The organism is Rhodopila globiformis (assembly GCF_002937115.1).
GTDB classification, from domain to species: Bacteria; Pseudomonadota; Alphaproteobacteria; order Acetobacterales; family Acetobacteraceae; genus Rhodopila; species Rhodopila globiformis.
In genome coordinates this window covers 1-23528 of the sequence record NZ_NHRY01000254.1, presented here as the reverse complement: position 1 = coordinate 23528, position 23528 = coordinate 1, and the positions used below count along the sequence as shown (strand labels likewise).

Annotated in this window: 21 protein-coding genes; 8 read left to right on the top strand and 13 right to left on the bottom strand. The window is 67.8% G+C overall.

The window, feature by feature from the left end; translation table 11 throughout:
- The first annotated feature begins 316 nt into the window (after positions 1 to 316).
- Positions 317 to 1303 carry a crotonase/enoyl-CoA hydratase family protein gene (locus CCS01_RS26675; RefSeq protein ID WP_158258620.1) on the top strand — a complete coding sequence of 329 codons (987 nt, stop codon included), beginning with the start codon at positions 317 to 319 and terminating at the stop codon, positions 1301 to 1303.
- 354 nt (positions 1304 to 1657) lie between these two features.
- Here the strand turns inward: CCS01_RS26675 and CCS01_RS26670 are convergent, their stop codons facing one another.
- Together CCS01_RS26670 and CCS01_RS26665 are read right to left on the bottom strand one after the other, a co-directional pair.
- Positions 1658 to 2176 carry a response regulator gene (locus CCS01_RS26670; RefSeq protein ID WP_104521806.1) on the bottom strand — a complete coding sequence of 173 codons (519 nt, stop codon included), beginning with the start codon at positions 2174 to 2176 and terminating at the stop codon, positions 1658 to 1660.
- A 2-nt stretch (positions 2177 to 2178) separates the two neighbouring features.
- The gene (locus tag CCS01_RS26665; protein ID WP_158258619.1) at positions 2179 to 4002 is read right to left on the bottom strand and encodes an ATP-binding protein; all 1824 of its coding nucleotides are present in this window, start codon (positions 4000 to 4002) and stop codon (positions 2179 to 2181) included.
- Between the two features lie 610 nt (positions 4003 to 4612).
- Between CCS01_RS26665 and CCS01_RS26660 the strand changes: the two genes are divergently transcribed.
- Positions 4613 to 5041, top strand: a complete 429-nt coding sequence (locus tag CCS01_RS26660) for a secondary thiamine-phosphate synthase enzyme YjbQ (protein ID WP_104521872.1) — start codon at positions 4613 to 4615, stop codon at positions 5039 to 5041.
- A gap of 4 nt (positions 5042 to 5045) precedes the next feature.
- Positions 5046 to 6344 (top strand): RuBisCO large subunit C-terminal-like domain-containing protein, encoded by a 1299-nt coding sequence (locus CCS01_RS26655; RefSeq protein WP_104521804.1) that lies wholly within the window; start codon positions 5046 to 5048, stop codon positions 6342 to 6344.
- 701 nt (positions 6345 to 7045) lie between these two features.
- Here CCS01_RS26655 and CCS01_RS26650 read toward each other — a convergent pair.
- Positions 7046 to 8764: an N-acyl-D-amino-acid deacylase family protein gene (locus tag CCS01_RS26650; protein ID WP_104521803.1), complete on the bottom strand. Its 1719-nt coding sequence runs from the start codon at positions 8762 to 8764 to the stop codon at positions 7046 to 7048.
- 75 nt (positions 8765 to 8839) lie between these two features.
- On the opposite strand from CCS01_RS26650, the gene CCS01_RS26645 reads away from it, so the two are divergent.
- Positions 8840 to 9583 (top strand): GNAT family N-acetyltransferase, encoded by a 744-nt coding sequence (locus tag CCS01_RS26645; RefSeq protein WP_104521802.1) that lies wholly within the window; start codon positions 8840 to 8842, stop codon positions 9581 to 9583.
- A gap of 165 nt (positions 9584 to 9748) precedes the next feature.
- On the opposite strand, the gene CCS01_RS26640 is transcribed toward CCS01_RS26645, so the two are convergent.
- A complete protein-coding gene (locus CCS01_RS26640; protein WP_104521801.1) occupies positions 9749 to 10582 on the bottom strand; it encodes a CmcJ/NvfI family oxidoreductase in 834 nt (277 codons plus the stop codon).
- Between the two features lie 61 nt (positions 10583 to 10643).
- On the opposite strand from CCS01_RS26640, the gene CCS01_RS26635 reads away from it, so the two are divergent.
- Both CCS01_RS26635 and CCS01_RS26630 read left to right on the top strand, forming a co-directional pair.
- Positions 10644 to 11255, top strand: a complete 612-nt coding sequence (locus tag CCS01_RS26635) for a TetR/AcrR family transcriptional regulator (protein ID WP_204848445.1) — start codon at positions 10644 to 10646, stop codon at positions 11253 to 11255.
- Positions 11256 to 11544: 289 nt separating this feature from the next.
- Positions 11545 to 11841, top strand: a complete 297-nt coding sequence (locus CCS01_RS26630) for a hypothetical protein (RefSeq protein WP_146101978.1) — start codon at positions 11545 to 11547, stop codon at positions 11839 to 11841.
- A gap of 59 nt (positions 11842 to 11900) precedes the next feature.
- On the opposite strand, the gene CCS01_RS33985 is transcribed toward CCS01_RS26630, so the two are convergent.
- The 6 genes from CCS01_RS33985 to CCS01_RS35490 all read right to left on the bottom strand — a co-directional run bounded on the left by CCS01_RS33985 (position 11901) and on the right by CCS01_RS35490 (position 17103).
- A complete protein-coding gene (locus CCS01_RS33985; RefSeq protein ID WP_158258618.1) occupies positions 11901 to 12050 on the bottom strand; it encodes a hypothetical protein in 150 nt (49 codons plus the stop codon).
- 439 nt (positions 12051 to 12489) lie between these two features.
- Positions 12490 to 13473, bottom strand: coding sequence for a DUF2891 domain-containing protein (locus CCS01_RS26625; RefSeq protein ID WP_104521799.1), 984 nt, complete (start codon positions 13471 to 13473; stop codon positions 12490 to 12492).
- Positions 13474 to 13478: 5 nt separating this feature from the next.
- Complete coding sequence (locus CCS01_RS26620) at positions 13479 to 14447, bottom strand: alpha/beta fold hydrolase (protein WP_104521798.1); 969 nt, start codon at positions 14445 to 14447, stop codon at positions 13479 to 13481.
- Between the two features lie 60 nt (positions 14448 to 14507).
- Positions 14508 to 16151 (bottom strand): thiamine pyrophosphate-dependent enzyme, encoded by a 1644-nt coding sequence (locus CCS01_RS26615; protein ID WP_104521797.1) that lies wholly within the window; start codon positions 16149 to 16151, stop codon positions 14508 to 14510.
- A gap of 169 nt (positions 16152 to 16320) precedes the next feature.
- The gene (locus tag CCS01_RS26610; RefSeq protein WP_104521796.1) at positions 16321 to 16722 is read right to left on the bottom strand and encodes a type II toxin-antitoxin system VapC family toxin; all 402 of its coding nucleotides are present in this window, start codon (positions 16720 to 16722) and stop codon (positions 16321 to 16323) included.
- 3 nt (positions 16723 to 16725) lie between these two features.
- On the bottom strand, positions 16726 to 17103 hold the full coding sequence (locus CCS01_RS35490; RefSeq protein ID WP_239992413.1) for a type II toxin-antitoxin system Phd/YefM family antitoxin: 378 nt from the start codon (positions 17101 to 17103) through the stop codon (positions 16726 to 16728).
- Between CCS01_RS35490 and dnaE the strand changes: the two genes are divergently transcribed.
- The gene (dnaE, locus tag CCS01_RS26600; protein WP_104521795.1) at positions 17080 to 20502 is read left to right on the top strand and encodes a DNA polymerase III subunit alpha; all 3423 of its coding nucleotides are present in this window, start codon (positions 17080 to 17082) and stop codon (positions 20500 to 20502) included. The two genes, CCS01_RS35490 and dnaE, sit on opposite strands and share 24 nt — an antisense overlap.
- Before the next feature lie 6 nt (positions 20503 to 20508).
- Positions 20509 to 21297: a Fic family protein gene (locus CCS01_RS26595; protein WP_104521794.1), complete on the top strand. Its 789-nt coding sequence runs from the start codon at positions 20509 to 20511 to the stop codon at positions 21295 to 21297.
- Between the two features lie 489 nt (positions 21298 to 21786).
- Here the strand turns inward: CCS01_RS26595 and CCS01_RS26590 are convergent, their stop codons facing one another.
- From CCS01_RS26590 to CCS01_RS33980, 3 genes are all read right to left on the bottom strand, one after another.
- Positions 21787 to 22227, bottom strand: coding sequence for a hypothetical protein (locus tag CCS01_RS26590; protein WP_104521793.1), 441 nt, complete (start codon positions 22225 to 22227; stop codon positions 21787 to 21789).
- Positions 22228 to 22299: 72 nt separating this feature from the next.
- On the bottom strand, positions 22300 to 22749 hold the full coding sequence (locus tag CCS01_RS33230) for a hypothetical protein (RefSeq protein WP_146101977.1): 450 nt from the start codon (positions 22747 to 22749) through the stop codon (positions 22300 to 22302).
- A 52-nt stretch (positions 22750 to 22801) separates the two neighbouring features.
- Positions 22802 to 22978 carry a hypothetical protein gene (locus CCS01_RS33980; protein ID WP_158258617.1) on the bottom strand — a complete coding sequence of 59 codons (177 nt, stop codon included), beginning with the start codon at positions 22976 to 22978 and terminating at the stop codon, positions 22802 to 22804.
- Between the last annotated feature and the right edge of the window lie 550 nt (positions 22979 to 23528).

Below are 23528 nucleotides of genomic sequence, written 5' to 3'. Positions count from 1 at the left end.
CGCAACGCCCTGCCCGATCGCGCGGCGCCTGCACCGTTTCGTTGGATGCAGGGACCAGAACCTGCACCACAGGGCATTGATGTGCCAGAAACGAATTATTTCTATCGGCACCATAATATTCCACCCTGAAACCAATCGTGAACCCGCATCCATAATTTTCACTTGTTTGTGAGTAACCCCACCCCTACCCTGCCGCCAGTTGGTCGTCATCGCACGGCCTGGCTCTTTTCCCTGCCTGCCCCGGGCGATGATCGCGCGGCGCTCTGACCCCAGAGCCGCCGGCAGGCCACCGCGTGGCGCAGCAACGGAGGTTGATGTGACGGTCCATATGAACGCCCTGGCGCTTCGCCGCTCGGTTATCCAGTCCGGCTCGCTCGATAGTATCGTGTCCGGCGAATACTGCGCCTCGACGTCAGAAGCCCCCTCGCCACTCGCCGCCCCGCAGACCAGCTTCAGTACAATCGACGTCACGATCGACCCCGCCACCGAGGCGTGCTGGTGCCACATGCAGCCCAAGGGCCGCCCCAGCTTCACCCTCGACATGCTGCGCGACCTCGGCGCGATGCAGGACGGCTTCCGCCACAACTTCCGACAGCAAAACGATCCCGCTGCGCCTCCGTTCCGTTTTTTCGTCATGGCCTCGCGCACCCCGGGCGTGTTCAACCTCGGCGGCGACCTGGCGCATTTCGCCGCCTGCATCCGGGCAAAAAACGACACCAGCCTGCGCCGCTACGCCTACGCCACCGTCGCGTCGCTGTACGCCAACCTCCAGGCCTACGACCAGCCGGTTGTGACCATCGCGCTGATCCAGGGCGACGCGCTCGGCGGCGGGTTCGAGGCCGCGCTGTCGTTCGACATCATCGTCGCCGAGAAAGGTGCCCGCTTCGGCTTCCCGGAGATCCTGTTCAACCTGTTCCCCGGCATGGGCGCCTTCAGCCTGCTGTCCCGCCGTATCGGCGCGGTCGAGGCCGAGCGCCTGATCCTCTCCGGCGACGTCATCACCGCCGAGGAGTTGCACCGCCTCGGCGCCGTCGACCTGCTGGTCGAAAGCGGCTGTGGTGAAGCCGCGGTGCGCGACCTGATCGCCCAGAAGCGCCGCCGCCACAACGCCCACGTCGCCTTCTACCGCGCCCGCCGCCGCGTCCAGGCCGTCACCCATGCCGAACTGCAGGACGTCGTGGACATCTGGGTCGAGGCCGCGCTGCAGCTGACCGAGGCCGACGTGCGCAAGATGGAACGCCTCGCCGCCGCGCAGGAGCGCCGCAGCCGCCGCCTGCCCGCCGCGCTGGACGCCACCGCCTGACGGCAACGGCCAGGCCGTTCCCCTTCGTGATGGCCGGACGTGTCCCCATGCGTATCAGGATAGGGCGACGGTTGGAGAACGGCCTTTCCCTGATCGTCATGGCCCGGCTTGTCCGCATGGGCGCTACAGCAGACCGCAGGTTAGTTGGGACGCAGACGGCCTGTCTTCATCGTCATGGCCCGGCTTGTCCAGGCCACCTGTCGCGGCATACGTGCTGGAATAGGTGGCCCGAACGAGCCGGGCCATGACGAAAGGGAAACGCAGCGGCGGACCGTTTCCGAGATGTGTGCATTGCGTAGGGACAAGCCGGGCCATGAGGAGGGGGGTATGGCGCGCCCCGCGGCTCCGGGCGCCTCACCCCGGCGGCGTCCGCGCCTGCCGCCAAGTCGCAAAGCTGACGACCTGGATCGGCTCGCCCGGGTCCGGACCCGCGCGGAACAGGTCCGGCAGCAGCGATCCCAGCGCCGCCAGCGCGGCCGCGCCGCCGTCGCGCGGCAGGCAGCCGCGCAGCGCCCCGCCAGGCCACGCCGCCGTCCCGTCGATCCGCTCCGTCAGCCCGACAAGCGGCACCGGCGTGTCGCCCAGCGACAGGAAGCGGTACAGCCTGGCGGACTCCAGCGCTTCCGGCAGCGCAAGGTCCAGCAGGCACACGTCGAACGCGTCCTCCGCCAGCGCGTCCAGCGCGGCCTCGGCGTCATCAACCGTGACCACAAGGTGCCCGGCGGCCAGCAGCAGGGATCGCCACGCCTCGCGCCCGTCCGCGCCGATGGCCAGCAGCACCCGGCGGCATCGCGGCGCCCCATGCCGCGGCCGCCGGCGGCCCCGCCCATCCCGCAACGAAACCACCCGCCGATCGGCCTGCTCCAGGGTCACGGTCAGCGCATCGGCGCCGCCGGTTCCGGCAGCAGCGTCGCGAGCTGGGCGAACAGCGCCCGCGCCGAGACCGGCTTGCGCAGCAGGACGAAGCGGGTATGCGCTGTCGCCTCGCTGGACAGGCCCTCCACATCCCCGGCATACCCGGTCATCACGATGGCCGGCAGCCCGGGATTCAGCCGCTGGGCTTCCTTGATCAGGTCGACGCCATTCATCCCGGGCATCGAGAAGTCGGTCAGCAGCAGGTCAACCTCCCCGGTCCGCCGGAGCATCGGCAAGGCGGCCTCGGCGTCCCCGGCGCACAGGGCGACATAGCCCGCCGTCTGCAGCGTCTCGCTGACCGTCTCGCACACCAGCGGATCGTCGTCCACCACCAGCACGCGCCGACCATCGGCGGGCGCCGGCGGTTCGGCCGCTTCCGGGCCATCCGCTCGTGCGGCGCCGCCCGCCGCCCGTGCCTGCGGCAGCCAGATCGAGATCGTCGTGCCCTGCCCGCGCACCGAGGCAATGGCCAGCGCGCCGCCGGACTGCTCGGCGAAGCCGCGGGCGATGGACAGGCCCAGGCCGGTGCCCTGCCCGCGCGGCTTGGTGGTGAAGAACGGCTCGGTCGCGTGCGCCAGCGTCGCCGCGTCCATCCCGTGCCCGGTGTCGCTGACCTCGAAGCGGACATAGGCGCCGGGCCGCAGCGGCGGCGGTGCCTGGGCTTCGTCATCGACGGTTTCCGCCCAGGCGCCCAGCGTCAGCGTGCCGCCGCGCGGCATGGCGTCGCGCGCGTTGGTCGCCAGGTTGACCAGCGCAGTCTCGACCAGGCTCTTGTCGGCCTGGACCAGGGGCAGATCCTCAGGCAGGTCGATCCGCACCGCGATGTTGGCCTCCAGCGTCGAGGCCAGCACTTCCCGCAGCCCACGGACCAGCTCGGCCGCGCCGAACGCCTCGGACCGCAGTTCGTTGCCGCGGGTGAAGGTCAGCAGCCGGCGGGTGATGGACGATCCGCGCGCGGCGGCATCCAGCACGCTGCGCGCCAGCCGCCGGACCGACTCGGCATCCCCGGCCCGGCGCTCGATCAGCGACACGGCGCCCTCGACCGCCTGCAGCACGTTGTTGAAGTCATGCGCGATGCCGCCGGCCAGCTGCCCCAGGGCCTGGAGCCGTTGCCCCTGCGCGACCTGGGTCTCCAACTGGCGGCGGTCGGTGATGTCGCGGATGCTGCACAGGATGCGCGCATACGGCCCGGACGGCGCATCCGGCGCCCGCAGCGGCACCATGATCGTGTCGGTCAGCCGGGGGCCACGGACCGTCTGCCAGATTTCCTCGTAGCGCAGGCCGTTCTGTGCCACGCAGCGCCGCAGCGCCGCGGCGATCCGCCCACCCGCCTCCGGCCCCAGGATCTGCTCCGGCGTCTGCCCGCGGATCGAGGCCGCGGTCTTGCCGATGACCGCTTCGGCATGCGGATTGATATCAAGGCAGAGGAAGCGGCCGTCCGGCGTGATTTCGATATCGCACAGGCTGTCTTCCGCGTGGTCGAAGAAGGCGCGGTAGCGCAGTTCGGTCAGCGCCGGCGCGGCGTCAGCCTGATTTGGGATCGGAACGGCATCGCTGCCGGCCGGACCGGCATCCGGCGCTTCTTCAGCCTCGGCCTCGACGGGCCGTCCCCATGGCAGGGTGACCACCAGTTCCGCGATCAGCGCAGTCGCCGCGATCGCGAGCAGAGGCAGCGCCAGCCGCGCGTAGCCGGGCGGCAGCAGATGCGGGCTTGCGGCTGCGAACAGGATCGCCGTGGGAAGCAGGACCGCCGTCACCGGCAGCCGCAGGCGAACGGCGCGCATCCACCGGAAGCGCCGCCCACACTGGAAAAGAGTCTGCAGTCGCAGATGACGGGATGTTGCCAAGGATGATAGCGCCGGGCTCATGCGATGTGCCGCGAAACCTTGCGGGGAGCGAGACAGAAATCGGTACGTACTATCCACGGCCAGTAAACGCCAGAAAAATTGTTAAGAAATCATCAGCAACAAACGGCAATGGCTGCCGGCACGTCAATCAAAGAATATCTCTGAAAGAAGCAACAATATCTGAGTAACAACATATACCGGGCGACCGGCCGCCCAATCGGATCAAGTCCTCACCCGTGCGATCGGCATTATTTCGATACGCGAAATAATATGCCTGCTTGACCCTTGGCTCGTCCGCCTGGACAATCAGTCCGGGTGGTTTCGCCCGATCGATGCGGCATGAACGCGGCGCATGCGCAGCGCGCCGCCGAACGTAGTCGTCGCCGCGCGCTCCCGGCGCCGATGGCGACCCGCCCGGCGAGGCGAACCGTGCCCGCATCCCGAGTCGCCGGTTCCCCATCTTGGTGTTTGCCACGCCAGCGCCCAAACGATACCTAATCATCCCCGATCCCGGACCCCCCGGGTCCGCTACCCGCAGGTGTCCGCCGTGAAGATCCTCCGCTACCGGCTCGAGTTCGCAACCGCCGAGCCGATCCAGATCATTGACATCACCGACCCGGTTCGCGCCTGGGTCGCGCAAAGCGGCATCACCGACGGGCTGCTGACCCTGATCTCGGCCCACACCACCGCCCGGGTCAACGTCAACGAGCGCGAGGCGCAGCTGCAGCGCGACATGGTCACCTTCCTCAAGCGCCTGGTCCCGCGCGACGGCGACTACCTGCACAACCTCGCCCCGCTCGACGGCCGCGACAACGCCCATTCCCACCTGCTCGGCCTGTTCATGAACACCGCCGAGACCATCCCGGTGGCGGCCGGCGCGCCGATGCTGGGCGAGTGGCAGTCGATCTTCTTCATCGAGCTCGACGGGCCGCGCCCGCGACGGGGACTCGACCTGCAGCTCCTGGGAAACGATTGAACGCATGACACCGGACGACATCGCCGGCTTCCACGCCCGGCGCACCGACCTTGATCTCGATGACTACATCGAGCTCGACTTCACCTTCGAGTGCGCCGGCGACCCGCGCGAGGCGGCGGCGCACCTGTGCAGCGAGCAATCCACCGCACAATGGCGCCGCGTCGGCATCGACGAGGATTTCCGCCCCCGCTTCGCCGCCAAGGTGCTGGACCTGGAGTCGCAGCCCCGCCCGTCCGGCTTCAGCATCCCGGTAGAGTGCGCCGTGCGTGGCCCGGTGCACGCCTGCCGCGTCACCATCGCCCACCCGCACGGCAATTTCGGCCCGCGCCTGCCCAACCTGATCTCGGCGGTGCTGGGCGAGGGCGTGTTCTTCGCCCCCGGCATCCCGCTGATCCGGCTGCAGGACATTCGCTTCCCGGACTCCTTCCTGTCCGCCTTCCAGGGGCCGCAGTTCGGCATCGTCGGCCTGCGCGACCGGCTGCAGGCCTATGATCGGCCGATCTTCTTTGGCGTCATCAAGCCGAATATCGGGCTGCCGGCCGAGCCTTTCGCCGAGCTCGGCTACCAGAGCTGGCTGGGCGGGCTCGACATCGCCAAGGACGACGAGATGCTCGCCGACATCCCGTGGTGTCCGCTGGCGGACCGCGCCGCCGCCCTGGGCGAGGCGCGCCGCCGTGCCGAGGAGGAAACCGGGGTGCCGAAGATCTACCTCGCCAACATCACCGACGAGGTCGATCGCCTGGTGGAGTTGCATGACCTCGCGGTGGCAAAAGGCGCCAACGCCCTGCTGGTCAACGCCATGCCAGTCGGCCTGAGCGGCGTGCGGATGCTGCGCCGCCACGCCAAGGTGCCGCTGATCGCGCATTTCCCGTTCATCGCCGCGTTCAGCCGCCTGGCCGGCTATGGCGTGCATTCGCGGGTGCTGACCCGGCTGCAGCGGCTGGCCGGGTTCGACGTCGTGATTATGCCCGGTTTCGGCCCGCGCATGATGACTCCCGAGCAGGAGGTGCTGGACTGCGTGCGCGCCTGCCTGGAGCCGATGGGGCGGATCGCGCCGTGTTTGCCGGTGCCCGGTGGCAGCGATTCGGCGGCGACGCTGGAGGGGGTTTACCGTAAGGTCGGCTGCACCGACTTCGGCTTCGTCCCCGGGCGCGGGGTTTTCGGGCACCCGATGGGGCCGGCCGCGGGTGCCGCCAGCATCCGCCAGGCGTGGGAGGCAATCGCCGCCGGGATCCCGGTGGCGGAGCATGCGGTTGCGCATCCGGAGCTGCGGGCCGCGCTGGATGCCTTTGGCCGCAAGTGATCCGCCAGGACCCCACCGTCACGGCCGGGGCTTGTGCCCATGGGCGCTACAGCAGATCCAGGTCGGCTGGGACGAGACGACGGCGTTCCTTCATCGTCATGGCCAGCCTGCGCCGGCCATGACGATGAGGGTGCCCTGTCCCAACTGACCCGCGGTCTGCTCCAGTGCCAATGGGGCCTGGTCCACCTATCCCTGCTTCGGTGGCTGGGGTAGATGGCTGGGACAAGCCCTACGCAATGCACATATCCTGGAAAAGAGTCGGAAATGACCGTAAAATCAAGTGCTTGCCTGGGCGCCAAGAGCGTTCCCCCATCGTCATGGCCCGGCTTGTCCGGGCCACCTGTCGCGGCACAAGTGCTGGAGTAAATATCCTCCGGCAGAGCCGAAGGCTTTACGGTTGCTGGCCCCTCAAAGGGGCCTTTTCGCAACCGGCCCTGGCGCAAGAGAGTGCCGCTGCACAGACGCAAGCGATGCGCGCCCAAACGGCCAAGAACATACTCCCGGAAATGTTGAACTCTGACAGCCACCCCGGCAGAGCCGGGGGTTCTCCCTGGGGCAATAGGTGGCCCGGACAAGCCGGGGCATGACGAAAGGGAAACGCAGCGGCGGACCGTTTCCGAGATGTGTGCATCCCGTAGGGACAAGCCTGGCCATGACGAAAGTGCAAGGGCCCCGCTCTGGTCGAAAACGCCGCGGTCCCCCTACGCCGCCAGCGCCATCTGCGGCCCGCGCACCAGTCGCCCGGGCAGCGCACCCGTCGCCTCGCCACCGCGGAACGTCACCCGCCCCGAGACCAGCGTCGCCTCATACCCGCTGACCTTCTGCAGCAGCCGCTTGCCGCCGGCCGGCAGGTCGTTGACGACATACGGTGCCCCAGATCCCAGGCGATCCCAGTCGATCACGTTGACATCCGCCTTCTTCCCCACCGCCAGCACGCCGCGGTCATGCAATCCGGCTGCCGCCGCCGTGTCCGAGGTCAGCCGCCGGATCAATTCCGCCACGTCCCACCGCCGCGTCTCCCGCCCCCAGTGTGTCAGCAGCCAGGTCTGGTAGCCGGCATCCAGGATGAACGCGACATGCGCCCCGCCATCGCCTAGGCCCATGATGCAGTTGCGGTTGTCCAGCACCGTCTCCGGCATCGACAGATCGCCGTAAGCGTAGTTGCCCAGCGGGTGGTAGATGAAGTTGCCGCCGTCGTCCTCCACCAGCATGTCATAGGCGACCTCGGGCGCGCTCCGCCCCTCCCGCGCGGCGATCGCGGCGATGCTGTCCTCCATCCGGGGCTGGTAGTTCGGCGGATTGCCGAAGCGGAACATGAACTCGTACGACATGCGGTGAAACAGCGGGAAGGTGCTGCCCGCCGCCGGGTCCTCGTTCAGGATGCGCGCCCGCACCGCCGGGTCCTGCATCCGCCGCGCCCGCTCGGCCACCGGCAGGAGGGCAATCTCCTTATATGAAGGCGTGCCGGAGAACGGGTTCTGGCTCCCCGCCAGCCCCAGCAGCACGCCAATCGCCCGCGGCGCCACCACCGGCCGGATCGGCAAACCATCCGCCGCCGCCTTGTCGGCATGGCGCAGCAGGTCCCGCCACACCTCCGGCCGCGAGTGCCGCTGCGTCAGCGTGAACACGGCCGGCCGCTCCGACGCCTCCACCACCCGGCGCAGCATGGCGAACTCGGCGTGATGGTCCGGCGCCCATTCCGACACCATCTCCAGCATCCCCGATCCGGCATCCTTCATGCCCAGTGCGATGCCGCGCAATTCATCCTCCTGCGCCCGCAGCGTCGGAGTCGGGTCGCCGCGCAGCGTCTTGTGCGACAGCGTGCGCGAGGTCGAGAAGCCGAACGCGCCCGCCTGCATCGCCTCCCGCGCGATCTCGCGCATCTGCGCGATGTCCGCCTGGTTGGCGTTCTCCAGCGCGATCGCCCGGTCCCCCATCACGTTCACCCGCACCGCCGCATGCGGCAGCAGCGCGCAGACGTCGATGTCGCGCGGCCGGCGGTCGAGCGCGTCGAGGTACTCGGGGAACGATTCCCACTCCCAGTGCAGCCCCTCGTGCATCACCGCGCCGGGGATGTCCTCGACGCCCTCCATCAGTTCGATCAGCCGCTCGCGGTCCGCGGGCTTGCAGGGGGCGAAGCCGACGCCGCAATTGCCCATCACCGCGGTGGTGACGCCGTGAGACGATGATGGCGACATGTGGCTGTCCCACACCGCCTGGGCGTCATAATGGGTGTGGATGTCGACGAATCCGGGCGTGACCAGCTTGCCCCTGGCGTCGATTTCCTCCGCCCCGCCGCCGCCGACCGTGCCCACGGCGGCAATCCGGTTGCCGATAATCCCGACATCCGCCTCACGCGGGGCGCTGCCGGTGCCGTCCACCACGGTTCCGCCACGAATAACCACATCAAATCTCGGCATAAGGACTGTCTCCTGCTATGATTGCGACAATCCTGAGACAGCCTATCCGGGCTGGCAAGGTCTGGAGCGTTATGAATGCGGATCACCCATCTCGATCGCGTGCGGATGGAGCGTGCGCATGTGCTGGCCTGGCCGGCGCTGAACACGGCAAACATCGACGGCTGGCTGTGGCGGTCGTCCGGCGGCGGGTCGCAGCGCGCCAACTCGGTCTCGACCGTCGATTTCACCGGCACGGACGTCGAGCACGCGGTGCGGGAGGTCGAAGCCCGCTACCACGCCATCAGCGCGGTCACCCGATTCCAGACCTTCGATGAAACGTCCCCGCCCGGGCTGAAGGACGTGCTGCAGCGCCGCGGCTACCGGCACGGCGAGCCGACGCTGACCATGTTCCGCCACCCGCAGCCCGGCAGCGAGATGCCCGCGGATGTCGAAATCCACGACCACCCGTCCGAGGAATGGCTGGGGGTCTACCTGGACGCCATCACCCAGAACCGCCGCGTGGTGAACGTCGAGATCATCCGCCACATCCGCGCCCCGCACGCGTTCTTCGCCTATCGCGATGGATGTGCGGTCGTTTCCACGGCGTTGTGCGTCATCGGCCACGGCTGCGCGGTGATCGAGTGCGTTGCCACCAGCGCCCGGGCGCAGCGGCAAGGGGCGGCGAACGCGGTGCTGCAGGCGTTGACCCATTGGACCGGCCAGCAGGGGGTTGATTGGATCGGCCTGCAGGTCGTGCGTGACAACACGGCTGCGGTGACGCTTTACCAGAAGCAGGGGTTTGTTGCTGGGGCGACGAATACGTTCTGGGTGAGGCCGTAGCCTGGATGTGCGCAAGCAGGAAAAGGAACCACAGATGCACGCAGATGCACACAGATAGGATTTGCGTCGAGGTGGTTCCGCGCGTCCCGCCATAAAAATTTATCTGTGTGCATCTGCGTTCATCTGTGGTTCCAATCCTTACTTGCTCAAACCGGTCCTGCTCTCTCAATCATCAAAGAAAGCCAGCGTCCGCAACTCGACGCTCTCCCGCGGCAGCGCATCCGCGGGCGCGTTCGGGTCCGCGAACGACGTATGCGGCATGAACCGCGCCCGCCCGTCGGTCTTCGAGTCATAGCACTTCAGCAACAACGCCTCATCCGCCCGCATCGCCGGCGCGTAGTACCAGCGGTGTGCCGGATTGTACGTCAGCCCGTAGATCTCGCCCGTCCGGTCGCGATAGATCAGGTCCTGCGCCACCAGGTCCCCCGCCGCCACCGACTGTGCATCGCACACCGCCAGCGGCGCATCCCACAAAGGCCCGCGGATCGGCCGCCACACGTTGACGACGGCGAAGCGCCGCGTCAGCAGCTCGTCCGCCTCCGTGCCCATCAGGTCGCGCACCCGCTGCGGGCCGGAAACCTCGGTGTAGTCGCCATGAATCCGCGTCACTGGCTGCCGGGGCGTGCCGGGGGTGCGGTCCTCCACCCCGTGTTCCCGCCGGCGGATCGTGCGGTCGAACACCACCACGCGGCTCGCGCCCGTCGCCTGCTTCACCAGGTCCTCGGCTTCCCGATAATAGACGTCCCGCAGTTCCGCCTGGTCATAGAAATCCCGCACCGACGTCGGCGCATCGACCAGGGCAAATCCCTGCACATCCAAATTCAGCCCATCGGCAATCGGCCGCATGTCGAAGATCGGCACGGTATGCGGCTCGCCGACGATGTTGCTCTTCGCCACCCCGGCCGGTGGGTCATAGGTATACGTGTGCGGCCGCTCCGCACTCTTCGCCAGGTAGACAACCGCCCCGCTCACCTGCGGCAGCGTCGAAACGACATCCATGGCATCCTCTCCTCTTGCCAATCGGCTTTTCCACACCGATCTGTGTGGAATGCAAGGTGGGATGCGCACCCGCCCTGCGCAAGTTAAAATCCCACCGCGCATCGAGGGACTGATCCGCGTGACACGCCGCCTGCCCATGGCCGATCGCATCCTGGCCGCAGCCGATCGGCTGTTTTACCGGAAGGGAATTCGCGCGGTCGGAGTGGATGCGGTCGCCGCCGAGGCCGGGATCAGCAAGCGCTCGCTGTACGATACGTTTCCATCGAAAGAAGCGCTGGTCGCGGCCTATCTGCGCCAGCGCATCCGGCCGCTGCCGCCATCCGACGCCCCGCCCGCGCAGCAGGTGCTGGCGCTGTTCGACCAGTTGCACGCCCGCTTCGCCGCCGGCGACTTCCGCGGCTGCCCCTTCGTCAACGCCGTCACGGAACTGGCCGAGGACTGCAAAACCGCCCGCGCCATTGCCGCCGATTACAAGGAACAGCGCCGCCGCCACATCGCCGCCCTGCTCGCCCGGGCCGGCGCGGGCGAGCCCGAGGCGCTGTCCGGCCACATCGCGCTGCTGCTGGAAGGCGCTATCGTGTCAATGCTTATCAGAAATGACCCAGCCGGCGCGCTGCAGGCCCGCGACGCCGCCGCCATATTGATGCAGGCCGCCGGCGCGCTGCCGCGATAGGGCGACAGGCCCGGAAGCCGAACGTCTCTCCGGCACCTGTCGCCTGCCGGCGCGCGACCAGCCCGGGCTTCACCACAACGCAAGCCTGTCGGCCCCGGCGATGCGCGAGGCGACCGGAGACGAATGAAACCGTGCGCGAGACACAGGCCGGTGCGCGTCCGTTCCGGCCGGACACCGGTTGGTAGCCTTTGAAAAGATCACATGGCTGCCACCACGAAAAAAATGCTGCGTCGCAATGAGGCCATATGTCATTGCTGCGCCTCAGGGAGCGTCAGGCGTCCGTATCCACATGGAGACTGAAATGCCTTCCAGTCATCTCTATCCTGACCCGGCTGATCTTCACCCACTGTTTCTGTCAGGAGAGCTCGACCTGGACGATCCGGTTCCGGAATCGCCCTTCGCCGTCGGCGAAGCCATGCTGGGCATCCCGCACGATGATCAGCGCACGGTTTTTGTCTGCGAGCACTGCCATGCGGCCCTGGCCCGCGAGAGCAACGCCTTCATGTTCGGCCAGCTTCCCGAACAACCGCTCGATGACTTGTCGCAGGAGTTGTTCCTGAACCTCGGGCCGACCGAACAGGCCTGAGACGCGAGGGGACAGCGGTCAGAGGTTGCCGCCTCGCGAAAGGTCATGGAAGGGGACCCTTAACGGACAGGCGAGGCGGCAACGAAGCTGACGATCGTGATATCGGCCTGGTTCGCGACCTGCGCATGGGCGATGCCCATATGGGTCAGGCTGAAAGCGGTCAGGGCGGCTCGGATCAAATTCTTTACGGTGAACAGGCGTCTGGTCATCTGTCTGTATCCATTCAAGTCGCAAAAGCGGCGCTTTGATGGATCGATAGGTGGCTCAGCCGGCGCTGATGATAATCGTGGCTCACCGCATTGGATTTATGCCCGGGACGGGGAAATCCCGCCGGCCGGCCGCGACCCCCGTCGTCATGGCCCGGACGAGCCGCATAAGCGCTACAGCAGACCGCAGGTCGGTTGGGACAGGGCAACGGCGCTCCCTCATCGTCATGGCCCGGCTCGTCCGGGCCACCTGTCGCGGCACACGTGCTGGAATAGGTGGCCCGAACAAGCCGGGCCATGACGAAAGGGAAACGCAGCGGCGGACCGTTTCCGAGATGTGTGCATCCCGTAGGGACACGCCCGGCCATGGCGGTGAGGACAGGCCACCTGTGCGTCCCAACCGACCTGCGGTCTGCTGTAACTTGGAGAGCGGCCTGCCCGGTCAGGCATCCAGCGCCAGCACCGCGAAACTGGCGAGCCAGTGCTCACCCATGTAGTCACCGGCGACATGCGGCAGCCCGGCCTCCAGGTGCACCGCCGCGGCCTGCAGCATCACCGGCCGCCGGGCGTCGTCCGCCGGCAGCGCCTGTGCCAGGGACCGCCAGCACCAGGCGCGGCTCAGGTTCAGCCCGTCGAGATGCGCGATCTTGCCGTCGCTGCGGTCGCTCACGCTGGCCGGCACGAACAGGGCCGCAGGCCGCCGCTGCGCAATGTCCGGCAGGAAGCGGTCGAACCAGGGCAGGAAGCGATCGGCCGGCAGCAGGCGGCGCATGCATTCCGCTTCGATCAGCGCCGGCGAGAGGAACTCGTCGCCCGCCGGTTCCCAGGCCTGGCAGCCGGCATCGGCGCCATACCAGCGCTCGGCCGTGCGGCGGAACAGGGCGCGCAGGTCGTCGTCGGCATGGTCGTGCGCCAGCGCCAGGGCGAAAGCGGTGTTGGTATGCGTGCCGACGCGCACCGGGTAGGTCGCCTTCGGCAGGAAATCAATGAACCGGCCGACGAAGACCGCGGTCAGCGGCGCCAGCGTGCCGGACCACGGTTGATCCGGGAACTGCCGCATCGCCTCAGCGAGCTTCAGGAACCAGGCCCAGCCGTAGGGCCGCTCGAACCCGCGCGCCGCGGGACGCAGCAGATAGGCGCATTCGGCCGCCACTGCGTTCGCGGTGATCTGTGCGTCGAACAGCGCCCGGATGCCGGCAGCGGGCGGCATGGCCGGATACAGATGCAGCAGCCGCGCCAGCATCCAGGTGGCATGCACGCAGGAGTGCCAGTCGAAGCTGCCGTAGAAGATCGGATGCAGGCTGCGCGGAGTCTGCACGTCGCCCGGTCCGTCCAGCACATGGGTCAGCGCGTGCGGATACTCCCGCGTGACATGGCCAAGGGCGATCGTGGCGAAGCGCGCCGCGCGGTCCTCGGTCAGCGCCATCCGCTCTACAGCCCGCGCAGAAAATCGATCATTGCCGCGTTCACCGCCTCCGGGCGCTCCTGTTGCGTCCAGTGGCCGCAGCCCGGCAGGATGATGGTCTGGCGCAGATGCGGCACGAAGGCCGTCAGGTTGGCGACCAGGTCCCTGGCCCCGGGAAACGCCAGCACCAGGTCGCGCTCGCCGGCGACATACAGGGCGGGGACGGTGACCCTGGCGCCAGCGAACGGGGCGAGAAGCTCCCAGTTGCGGTCGATGTTGCGGTACCAGTTCAGGCCGCCACGGAACCCGGTGCGGCTGAACTCGCCGGTGTAATAGTCGATGTCGGCCTCGGTCAGCCACCCCGGCAGGGTCGCCGGCAGCGGCGCATACCCGCGCGCCCGCAGGCCGCCGACGCGCGGCACCATGCTGAAGGCGGGCGTGCCGGGCGGGGCGTCGCCGGACAACCGCACCAGCGTGCCCTGGATCGAGGCGCGGACATCGTGCTCGAACTCCGCTTCCGCGACGCCCGGGGTCTGGAAGTGCAGCTGGTAGAACACCGCATCCTCGGTCTGCGGCATGACCGTCGTCGGCCGCACCTGCCCGCGCGGGCGGTAGGGCACGCTGAGGCCAATCACCGCCGGGAACCGGTCCGGCCGCAGCAGCGCCGCGTGCCAGGCGACCGGGGCGCCCCAGTCGTGCCCGGCGATCACCGCCGTCGCCGCGCCGAGCGCATCCAGCAGGCCGACCATGTCGCCGACGAGGTGCAGCAGCGTGTACTGGTCGATCTCGTCCGGAGCGGCGGTCTGGCCGTAGCCGCGCATGTCCGGCGCCACGGCATGGAAGCCGGCCGCCGCCAGGGCGCCGAGCTGGTGGCGCCAGGAGTACCAGGACTCCGGAAAGCCGTGGCACAGCAGCACCAGCGGGCCGGAGCCCGCCTCGGCGATGTGCATGCGGATGGCGTTGGTGTCGATGAAGCGGTGGGTGATTTCGGTCATGGCCGCGTTTCCTCTGCTCCCCTGCTATCAAGGTGGGGCGCCGAGGCAGCCGTCAAGCGCTCAGGGCAGCGGCGGCCGTCCGGCCGGACCGCGGATGCGCGGCAACAGGATCATGTCCCAGGGGCTTGGCATCTCGCCCACCGGCACGTGCACCAGGGCCGGCGCATCCAGGGCGAAGGCCTGGAGCAGGGCTTCCTCCAGCGCCTCGGGCGTCTTGGCGCGGAACGCCGCCATGCCGAAGCTCTCGGCGAACTTCACGAAGTCGGGATTGGTCAGGTCGCTGGCGATCAGCCGGTTGCCGTATTGCTGCGCCTGGATGCGGCGGACGTTGCCGAAGGCGCCGTCGTCGAACACCACGACCACCACCGGCAGCCGGTGGTGCATGGCAGTGGCGAGTTCGCCCGCCTGGAACAGGAAGCCGCCGTCGCCCGTCGCCAACACCACCTTGCGCCCCGGCGCCGCGGCCTGCGCGCCCAGTGCCGTGCCGTAGCCCCAGCCGAGCGTGTCCTGGTAGCCGGGGGAAAGAAACGTCCGCGGCGCGTGCACCGGCAGGGCGAGCCGGCTGGCAAAGCCGACCTGGGTGACCTCCTCCACATAGATGCCGTCCGGCGGCAGGGCGGCGCGGATCGCGCGGAGGAAGCTCATCGGCGGCTCGTGCCGCGCCAGCCGCTCGGCGAATGCCGCCTGGACGGCCGGCAGCGCCGGAGTCGGCTGCCCGGCATGGCTGCGCGCCATCAGTTCCGCTTCCAGCGCCCGCAGGACCACCGCGGCGTCGCCGAGCAACCCCACCGCCGGCGGCCGGAACCGCCCGATCGCCTCCGGGTCTGCATCCACCCGTATGATCGGCAGCGCCTCGTCCACGCCCCAGTTCGCCTGTTGCCAGTACAGCCGCGTGCCCACCGCCAGCACCGCGTCGGCGGTCTTCCACAGGCCGTGGCCTTCGGTGAACGACACCGCCAGTGGATGGCCGGTCGGGATCACCCCCCTGCCCCGCCGGAACGACGAGACCGGGGCCTGCAGCCGCTCGGCGATCGCCAGCACCTCCGGCCCGGCGTCCAGCGCGCCGCCGCCGCAGACGATCAGCGGGCGCTTCGCCCGGCACAGGATGTCCGCCGCCGTCCGGATGGCCTCCGGGTCCGGGATGTCCGGCGGGGTGGCGATGGGCGGCGCCAGCGCGACCTCGGCCGCCTGCGCCCAGGTGTCGATGGCGCATTCCAGCGCCACCGGCCCGGTCCGTCCGGTCGTCGCCGCGGCGATCGCCTGCGCCACCCGGGCCGATGCCTCCTGCGGCGAGCGGATGCGCGCGGCCTGTTTCGTGATGTGGCGCAGCAGGCCGATCTGGTCGTGGATCTCGTGCAGGTGGCCGTGGCCGTGGTCGATGGCGAAGGACGGGATCTGCCCGGCGATCGCCAGCACCGGCGCGCACATGCCATAGGCCAGCAGCAGCGCGGCGGAGGCGTTCAGGATGCCCGGTCCCGGCACCACCGCGAACACCTGCGGCTTGCCGGTGACCAGCGCGGCGCCGAGCGCCATGTAGGCGGCGGTCTGCTCATGCCGCGGATGGATGACGCGAATCCGGTCGGACGACTTGTGCGCGGCGTCGAACAGCGGGTCGTTGTGCACCCCCGGCAGGGCGAACAACGTGTCGATCCCGTGTGCGATCAGCGAGGCGATGACGGCTTCGCCGGTGGTCATGCGCGGCATGGATGTCTCCGTCTTTCAAGAGCCGGCCATTATTGCCGATATCGTTCCAGTTTTTCCAAGGGCGTTGTTGCACTCCGGCTACGGAAAGCCATATCGCAGGCGTTGAAGGCAACGACCGCGGATACGGCCATTTGCCGAGTCCTGGATTTTCTTATCGGAACCGCCAATTTTATACAATCAAAGCGGTGCCTTCGTGCGCGGCCGCTGCCGCAAGCTTCTTGTCCAAAGTCGCCAGTGGCAGACCGTACCGCAAAGCCAGTTCAAGATAACCGCTGTCATAAACGGTCAGGCCGTGTCGACGCGCCAGATCCATGACGGCCTCGTTACTGGGCGAGTTGTCGATTGAGAGATCAAGTCGCTTCAGCGAGCGCAGAAACGTGTTTGTCTTCGCGGCCGTAAAGCGCTTCCGACGCTCGGCCACGACGAGAAGATTGCGGATTTCAAACCACCAGAGGCTGGGGACGATGATGCCGTCGGTCTTCGACCGGTCCAAAGCCGCAGTCGCGGTGACGTGGTCTTCATCGTCCAAAGCCCAACAAGCCGATACGGACGCATCGACGACGAAAGCCATGGCCTATCGTCGACCTTCATCCCGCATCGACAGCAACTCCTCAACCGTGATCTTGGGGTTTCCCTTGCGCAATGCCTTGATCTCCGCAACCGCAGCGGCTGCGTCGGTCCGTCGCCTCTCGGCATCCGGAACAAGGTGCGCAATTCGCTTACCATGACGGGTAATGACGATCGTCTCCCCGTGCTCGACGTGGTCGAGCAACTGGAGCAGATGGGTCTTGGCCTCGGAGGCCTGGACTTCGCGCATGACGGCGGCACCTTTCAACTGGTCGATCCGACTGGTCAAAATATACCACTCGGTTCGCACCGCCGCAATCCGATCCTGCCCAGACTCGGCGGCATCTGGTAGCCTGCCGAAATGCCGCACGCCGATTTCGTCCATCTCCGCACCCATTCCGCCTATTCGCTCAGCGAGGGGGCGATCCGCGCCGACAAGATCGCGGCCCTGGCCAAGGCCGGCGCCATGCCGGCGGCGGCGATCACCGACACCGGCAACCTGTTCGGCGCGCTGGAATTTTCCCAGTACTGCTCCGGCAAGGGGGTGCAGCCGATCATCGGCTGCCAGGTGTCGCTGACGCGCGCCGACAACCCCCGCCTGCCGCCGGACCCGGTCGTGCTGCTGGCGCAGGATGCCGCCGGCATCGCCAACCTGCAGCGCCTGTCCTCGTTCGGCTTCCTCGACACCGACCCCGCCCTGAAGCCGCAACTGCCGTTCGACCGGGTCGCCGCCCACGCCCAGGGCCTGCTGCTGCTGACCGGCGGCACCACCGGGCCGATCGGCCGGCTGCTGGCCGAGGGGCAGAAGCCGGAGGCGGACCGCCTGCTGGACGCCATGGCCGAGGCATTCCCCGGCCGCACCATCCAGGAACTGCACCGCCACGGCCTGCCCGTCGAGGCCGCCATCGAGCCCGGCCTGATCAGCCTGGCCGACGCGCGCGACATCCCGCTGGTCGCCACCAACGACTGCTACTTCGCCACCCCCGACATGCACGAGGCACACGACGCCCTGCTGTGCATCGCCGAGGGCCGCACGCTCGCCGAACCCGACCGCCGCCGTGTCACGCCCGAGCACTGGTTCAAGCCCGCCGCCGACATGCGCGCTTTGTTCGCGGACCTGCCGGAGGCGTGCGACAACACCCTGGCCATCGCCCGCCGCTGCGCGGTGATGGCGGAAACCCGCAAGCCGCTGCTGCCGGTCTGCCCAAAGGTGCGCGAAGGCGCCACCGAGGAGGAAACCGTCCGCGCCATGGCGGTGGAAGGCCTGCAGCGCCGCCTGGACGCGATGGGCGCCGACGCGGAAACCCGCGCGACCTACGCCAAGCGGCTGGAATACGAGATGTCCATCATCGCCAAGATGGGCTTCTCCGGCTACTTCCTGATTGTCGCGGACTTCATCCAGTGGTCCAAGGCGCAGGGTATTCCGGTGGGACCAGGCCGTGGCTCGGGCGCCGGGTCGGTTGCCGCCTGGGCGCTGACCATCACCGACCTCGACCCGCTGCGCTTCAGCCTGCTGTTCGAGCGCTTTCTTAACCCTGAGCGCGTGTCGATGCCGGACTTCGATATCGACTTCTGCCAGGAAGGCCGCGACAAGGTCATCGATTACGTCCGCAACGAATACGGTGGCGACCGGGTGGCGCAGATCATTACGTTCGGTAAGCTCCAGGCCCGCGCCGCGGTGCGCGACGTCGGCCGCGTGCTCGGCCTGCCGTTCGGCCAGGTCAACAAGGTGGCCGAGCTGATCCCGAACAACCCCGCCAAGCCGGTGACCTTGCAGCAGGCCGTGGACGGCGAGCCGCGGCTGCAGGCGCTGCGCGACGAGGACGAAGGCATCGCCCGCCTGATCGAAATCGCCCTGCGGGTCGAGGGCCTGTACCGCCACGCCTCCACCCACGCCGCCGGCGTTGTCATCGGCGACCGGCCGCTGATGGAACTGGTGCCGCTGTACCGCGATCCGAAATCCGACTTCCTGGTCACGCAGTACTCGATGAAGTACGTCGAGCAGGCGGGCCTGGTGAAGTTCGACTTCCTCGGCCTGACCACGCTGACCATCCTGCGCCGCGCGGAGAACTTCCTGGAAGGGCTCGGCACGCCCGTGGACCTCGCGCACCTGCCGCTGGACGACCCGAAAACCTACGAGATGCTGCAGAAGGGCGACGCCGGCGGGGTGTTCCAGTTCGAAGGCCAGGGCATGCGCGACTGCCTGCGGCAGATGAAGCCCGACCGGATCGAGGACCTGATCGCCGCCGTGGCGCTGTACCGTCCCGGCCCGATGGCCAACATCCCCGACTATTGCCGGCGCAAGCAGGGCGAGGCGTGGGAACCGCCGCACCCGATGATCCACGACATCCTGTCCGAGACCTACGGCATCATGGTCTACCAGGAACAGGTGATGCAGATCGCCCAGACGATGGCTGGCTACAGCCTGGGCGGCGCGGACCTGCTGCGCCGCGCCATGGGCAAGAAGATCGCCGCCGAAATGGAGGCACAGCGCGCGATCTTCACCGAGGGCGCGATCAAGCACGGCGTCGATCCGGCGAAGGCCAAGGAAGTCTTCGACCTGATGGCGAAATTCGCCGACTACGGCTTCAACAAGTCGCACGCCGCCGCCTACGCCCTGGTCGCCTACCAGACCGCCTGGCTGAAGGCGAACCATCCCGAAGTGTTCCTCGCCGCCTGCATGAGCCTGGGCATCAACAACACCGATCGGCTGGCGTCGCTGAAGCAGGAAGCCGAGCGCGGCGGGATCAAGATCCTGCCGCCCGACATCAACCGGTCCGGCGCTGATTTCTCGGTCGAGCGGCTGGAGGACGGCCGCCTGGCGATCCGTTACGCGCTCGCCGCGATCAAGAAGGTGGGTTATTCCGCGATGGAAGCGGTGGCCGCGGCGCGTGGCGAAAAACCCTTCACCGGCCTCGCGGATTTTGCAGCGCGCGTGGACCCGAAGCAGCTTAACCGGATGCAGATCGAGAACCTGGTGCGCGCCGGCGTGTTCGACGCGATCGACAACAACCGCGCCCGCATCTTCGCCGCCGCCGAAACCATCCTGCGCCGCGCCCAGGCCACCCAGGAAGAGAAATCCTCCGGCCAGATCGGCCTTTTTGGCGGCGCCGCCAGCAAGCCGGAGCCGTTGCGCCTGCCGGACGTTCCCGATTGGCCGCCGCTGGAGCGCCTGGCGTTCGAGGCCGAGGCCGTCGGCTTCCACCTGACCGCGCATCCGCTGGACACCTACGCCCAGGCGCTGAGACGCCTCGGCGTCACTCAGACGGTGCACGTCGAGGCGCGCGCCAGTGCCGGCGTCGGCAAGGTGAAAATCGCCGGCACCGTCGTTGCTGTCAAGGAACGTATCACCCGCACCGGCAGCCGCATGGCCTGGGTGCGGGTCTCGGATGCCGCCGGCTCGATCGAGGTCACCTGCTTCAGCGAGGTGCTGAACCGCGCGCGCGAGATGCTGACCTCCGGATCGAACGTGCTGGTCGACGCCGAACTGAAGAAGGACGGCGATTCCGTGCGAATCACCGCGCTGAACGTCACGCCGCTGGACAAGGCCGCCGCCGCCGTCGGGGCCTCCATCCGGGTCTGGCTACATGAAACCGCCGCCGTGCCGCACATCCGCGACGTGCTGGCGCGCGAGCACGGCGGCCGCGGCCGCGTCACATTGGTGCCGCGGATCGATGCGGAACAGGATGTGGAAATTGCGTTGCCAGGCGGATACAATGTCACCCCGCGACTGGCGCAGGCGCTGAAATCGCTGCCGGGCGTCGATCACGTGGAGGAAGTCTAGGCCCGCATGCACGCGCTTCTGCAGTCCATTGCGCACAAGAAGCAGCTTCTCGACCGGTTGCGACCGCTGTCGCCCGCCGCCGTGGTGGAACTGCAGAAGGAATCCGACATCGAACTGACCTACACCTCCAACGCGCTGGAGGGCAATCCGCTGACCTTTCAGGAAACCGCCGAGGTCATCGGCGCCGGCGCCACCATCAACCGCAAGCGCCTGAAGCCGCACCTGGAGGCCATCGGCCATCACGATGCCGTGCTGTGGATGCGCCGGCAGGCCGCGCAGCCGATCCCGGTGACCGAGGCGGTGATCCGCGAGCTGCACCGGCGCATCGTCGCGCACAGCGACCCCGACATCGCCGGCGTTTATGCCCCCGACCGCGCGCGCCCCGGCCACATCCCGGATGCCCAGCCGCTGGCGGCGTTCCCGAATCCGCTGAGCATTCCCGAGATGATGGGCGACCTGTGCCGTCAGCTCGACCGCACCGAGGCCACGCCGATGGCCGCATTCGACGCGCATTTTCGCCTGACCGCGATCTCGCCGTTCCGCGATGCTAACGGCCGCGCCGCGCGGCTGCTGATGAACCTGCTGCTGGTGCGCAACGGGTATGTTGCGGTGTCGGTGCGGCCGGAGGACCGGAAGCTGTATCTCGATGCCCTGGCGCATGCGTCGCTGACGAATGACCTGGGTCCGTTCCAGACCTTCATGCACCGCCAGCTTGATGGCGCGCTGGATGAGTCTATCGATGGATTGCGGGACCTGCTTCCGGGCGGGGATGACTGCCAGGGATCGCCGCCGTGATGATCCGTCGCCGGTTGCCGGACGCTCCGCGGCGACTTCCGGGGCGAGCCGACGGCCATGCGAGGCGAGCTGCGGGGCAAGCGGGCGTATTCTGAACGTGCGACGGGCCAAAGGCCGATATTTGTTTCATCTGACGAAGAATTCGCCGGTAGAGTCGAGGAGAGGCGCGGTATCGCTGGTGCGACCCTTTTTCCCCTCCCCGCTCATCAAACCGGGCAGGAAGGAAACTTCCCGACCTCTATCGGAAGGGCAACGGACCTCTCGCCTCTTTTCCGCCGTAGCGGTGCCGGCGCCGCCGGCTGGCCAACTCCGTAGTGAAATCCGCGGATTTTCCGCCAGTACGACATCGCCGATCGGCCGCCAACGCCGCAGCCTGTCGCTGCCGATCCGGCACGTTCGTCTCAACCGGCCTGCGGTTTGCCATAACCTCCTGGGAAATATCGCATCAGTTTCTAGAATCGGCCAGAAAGCCGATTGATTTTCAGACTCTCAGCCAGGGGTTTCGCCGGCAACGCTCAGCTCGAGGTCCGATGCGGCGCGTCGTTCCGTAACGACCTGCGGGCAGCGCAGGCACGCGGCCTTGCCTTCCTGACGGAACCAGCGGCAGGTGCGCCTGATGCGGCACTGTGGCAGCGCGCCCACCACCGGCTCCATCAATGCGACCATGCGCTCCGCCAGCGTGCAGGTGTTCCCGGCGAAGTGCCGGCAGCCTCCGTTCATGCACGGGGCGGCGGCCCGATAGATTTCGGCCGGTTTTGCCGCCCCTGTCAGCGCAAGAAGCTCTGGCGTGACCGGCCGGAGGCGGGTCAGATACGCCACGCGCCGGGCCTCGGGGCTGCCGGTGACGACACCGTAAATTTGCGCACCCTCGGCCGTCGCCTGCACACTCGGGCAATCTATCCGCGGCGGTGCGACAGTGTTCTTCTGCATGTGACGCTTCCATTTTCCGATTTCAGAGCGCCGGCCATCATCAGTGGCGCTTGCCACTGATGATGGATGCAACTACATCTTCGCCGAGACGGGCGGCGGCGGCGGCGGCGGCGGTACCGCTCCGAGGGTCGCGCCTGTGTTGCGGTCGATCAGGGCCACCGAAAGGGCCATTCCGCCGGCGACTGCTTCGAGTTCCTCGGCGGACAGTGTCAACGGCGCTTCAAGCTCGCGCTTCTTCGCGCGTTCGATCCGGGGCGACGAGGCGGGCTCCACCTGGGACATGTTGTCTGTTCCTTTGCTCCACGTTGTTGCGATCCATATGATTGTGCAATGGAAGCCAGCCGGCCGCTTTGCATTGCCCACGACCGGCCATTTACCCACAGGGCGGCAATCAAGGCGGCCGGCCACCTGTCGATTGTCGACCTGGCTTGCATCTTTGCGGCAGCGTATTGCCTTGAACACCGGTTTCCAGGCATCGGATTCCAGGCAAGGCAACCCGCCCGCCGCACTGGCTTCAAACAAGTCAACGCCCGAGGCTCGACTGGCCACACTGATCGCTACCCGGCAAGAACGTTTAGAAGTGAATTGTAATTCCCACCGACGGCTGCACGGTTACCTGGCCGGTGGTGGTGTTGATCGGAGTCGAGACGCCGATCGTGAGGTCCACCTTCGGCTTTCCTCCGGAGATCTTGTCGAGATCCTCCGGGGACAGTTCCAGGGCATGCGACGTGGTTGCTTCGACTTGTGTCATATCGGCTGATTCCCTGCTTGTTGCGTTGATCCAGTGAAAGACTCCTGCCTTTCGCCGCTGTCCCTAGCCGACTTGTACAGGACTCGCTGTTGACCAGTTCATTATCCCAAAGGAAATCCGCTTCCGGCCATTGCGAGCCCGGTTCCGCACGGGCCCCATCGTGGTGCCCGCGGGCGGGCTGGGGGACTGCGTCAAAAAGCCAATTTGACTGCACTCCGCTTTCGGAGGCGGCCGATGGGTTGAGTGCCCCAGCCATCGCCCCCCAGCCGGATCAACCAGCCGGCCTGCCACGACGACACCAGCCCGCGCGACATCCCCCTGATCCCCTGCGGCCCTCCACGTCCCTCAGTCCATCTCTGTGCGAACAAAAATACGCCATCAACCAGGCTGTCCCCGCCGCTGAGGCACCGCCCCGCCCCGCAGCCGTCGCAGCGGACTCGTCCCCGGGACAGGAAGCCCAAAGCCAAGGCAACCAACGCACCGCCGCGCCAGGCCCGCTCAGTCCACCGCCTGCCAGCCTCACCCAGCCGTCACGCCCCCACGCCTCCCA

Excerpts from the sequence above, each read along its gene's own strand:
- CCS01_RS26630 (WP_146101978.1), top strand. The coding sequence starts at position 11,545 with ATGGAGACTGAAATGCCTTCCAGTCATCTCTATCCTGACCCGGCTGAT.
- CCS01_RS26610 (WP_104521796.1), bottom strand. The coding sequence starts at position 16,722 with ATGGCTTTCGTCGTCGATGCGTCCGTATCGGCTTGTTGGGCTTTGGAC.
- CCS01_RS35490 (WP_239992413.1), bottom strand. The coding sequence starts at position 17,103 with ATGGACGAAATCGGCGTGCGGCATTTCGGCAGGCTACCAGATGCCGCC.
- CCS01_RS26620 (WP_104521798.1), bottom strand. The coding sequence starts at position 14,447 with ATGACCGAAATCACCCACCGCTTCATCGACACCAACGCCATCCGCATG.
- CCS01_RS26635 (WP_204848445.1), top strand. The coding sequence starts at position 10,644 with ATGCGCACCCGCCCTGCGCAAGTTAAAATCCCACCGCGCATCGAGGGA.
- CCS01_RS26655 (WP_104521804.1), top strand. The coding sequence starts at position 5,046 with ATGACACCGGACGACATCGCCGGCTTCCACGCCCGGCGCACCGACCTT.
- CCS01_RS26615 (WP_104521797.1), bottom strand. The coding sequence starts at position 16,151 with ATGCCGCGCATGACCACCGGCGAAGCCGTCATCGCCTCGCTGATCGCA.
- CCS01_RS26650 (WP_104521803.1), bottom strand. The coding sequence starts at position 8,764 with ATGCCGAGATTTGATGTGGTTATTCGTGGCGGAACCGTGGTGGACGGC.
- CCS01_RS33980 (WP_158258617.1), bottom strand. The coding sequence starts at position 22,978 with ATGACACAAGTCGAAGCAACCACGTCGCATGCCCTGGAACTGTCCCCG.
- CCS01_RS26640 (WP_104521801.1), bottom strand. The coding sequence starts at position 10,582 with ATGGATGTCGTTTCGACGCTGCCGCAGGTGAGCGGGGCGGTTGTCTAC.
- CCS01_RS26645 (WP_104521802.1), top strand. The coding sequence starts at position 8,840 with ATGCGGATCACCCATCTCGATCGCGTGCGGATGGAGCGTGCGCATGTG.
- CCS01_RS26625 (WP_104521799.1), bottom strand. The coding sequence starts at position 13,473 with ATGGCGCTGACCGAGGACCGCGCGGCGCGCTTCGCCACGATCGCCCTT.
- dnaE (WP_104521795.1), top strand. The coding sequence starts at position 17,080 with ATGCCGCACGCCGATTTCGTCCATCTCCGCACCCATTCCGCCTATTCG.
- CCS01_RS26590 (WP_104521793.1), bottom strand. The coding sequence starts at position 22,227 with ATGCAGAAGAACACTGTCGCACCGCCGCGGATAGATTGCCCGAGTGTG.
- CCS01_RS33985 (WP_158258618.1), bottom strand. The coding sequence starts at position 12,050 with ATGACCAGACGCCTGTTCACCGTAAAGAATTTGATCCGAGCCGCCCTG.
- CCS01_RS26595 (WP_104521794.1), top strand. The coding sequence starts at position 20,509 with ATGCACGCGCTTCTGCAGTCCATTGCGCACAAGAAGCAGCTTCTCGAC.
- CCS01_RS26665 (WP_158258619.1), bottom strand. The coding sequence starts at position 4,002 with ATGCGCGCCGTTCGCCTGCGGCTGCCGGTGACGGCGGTCCTGCTTCCC.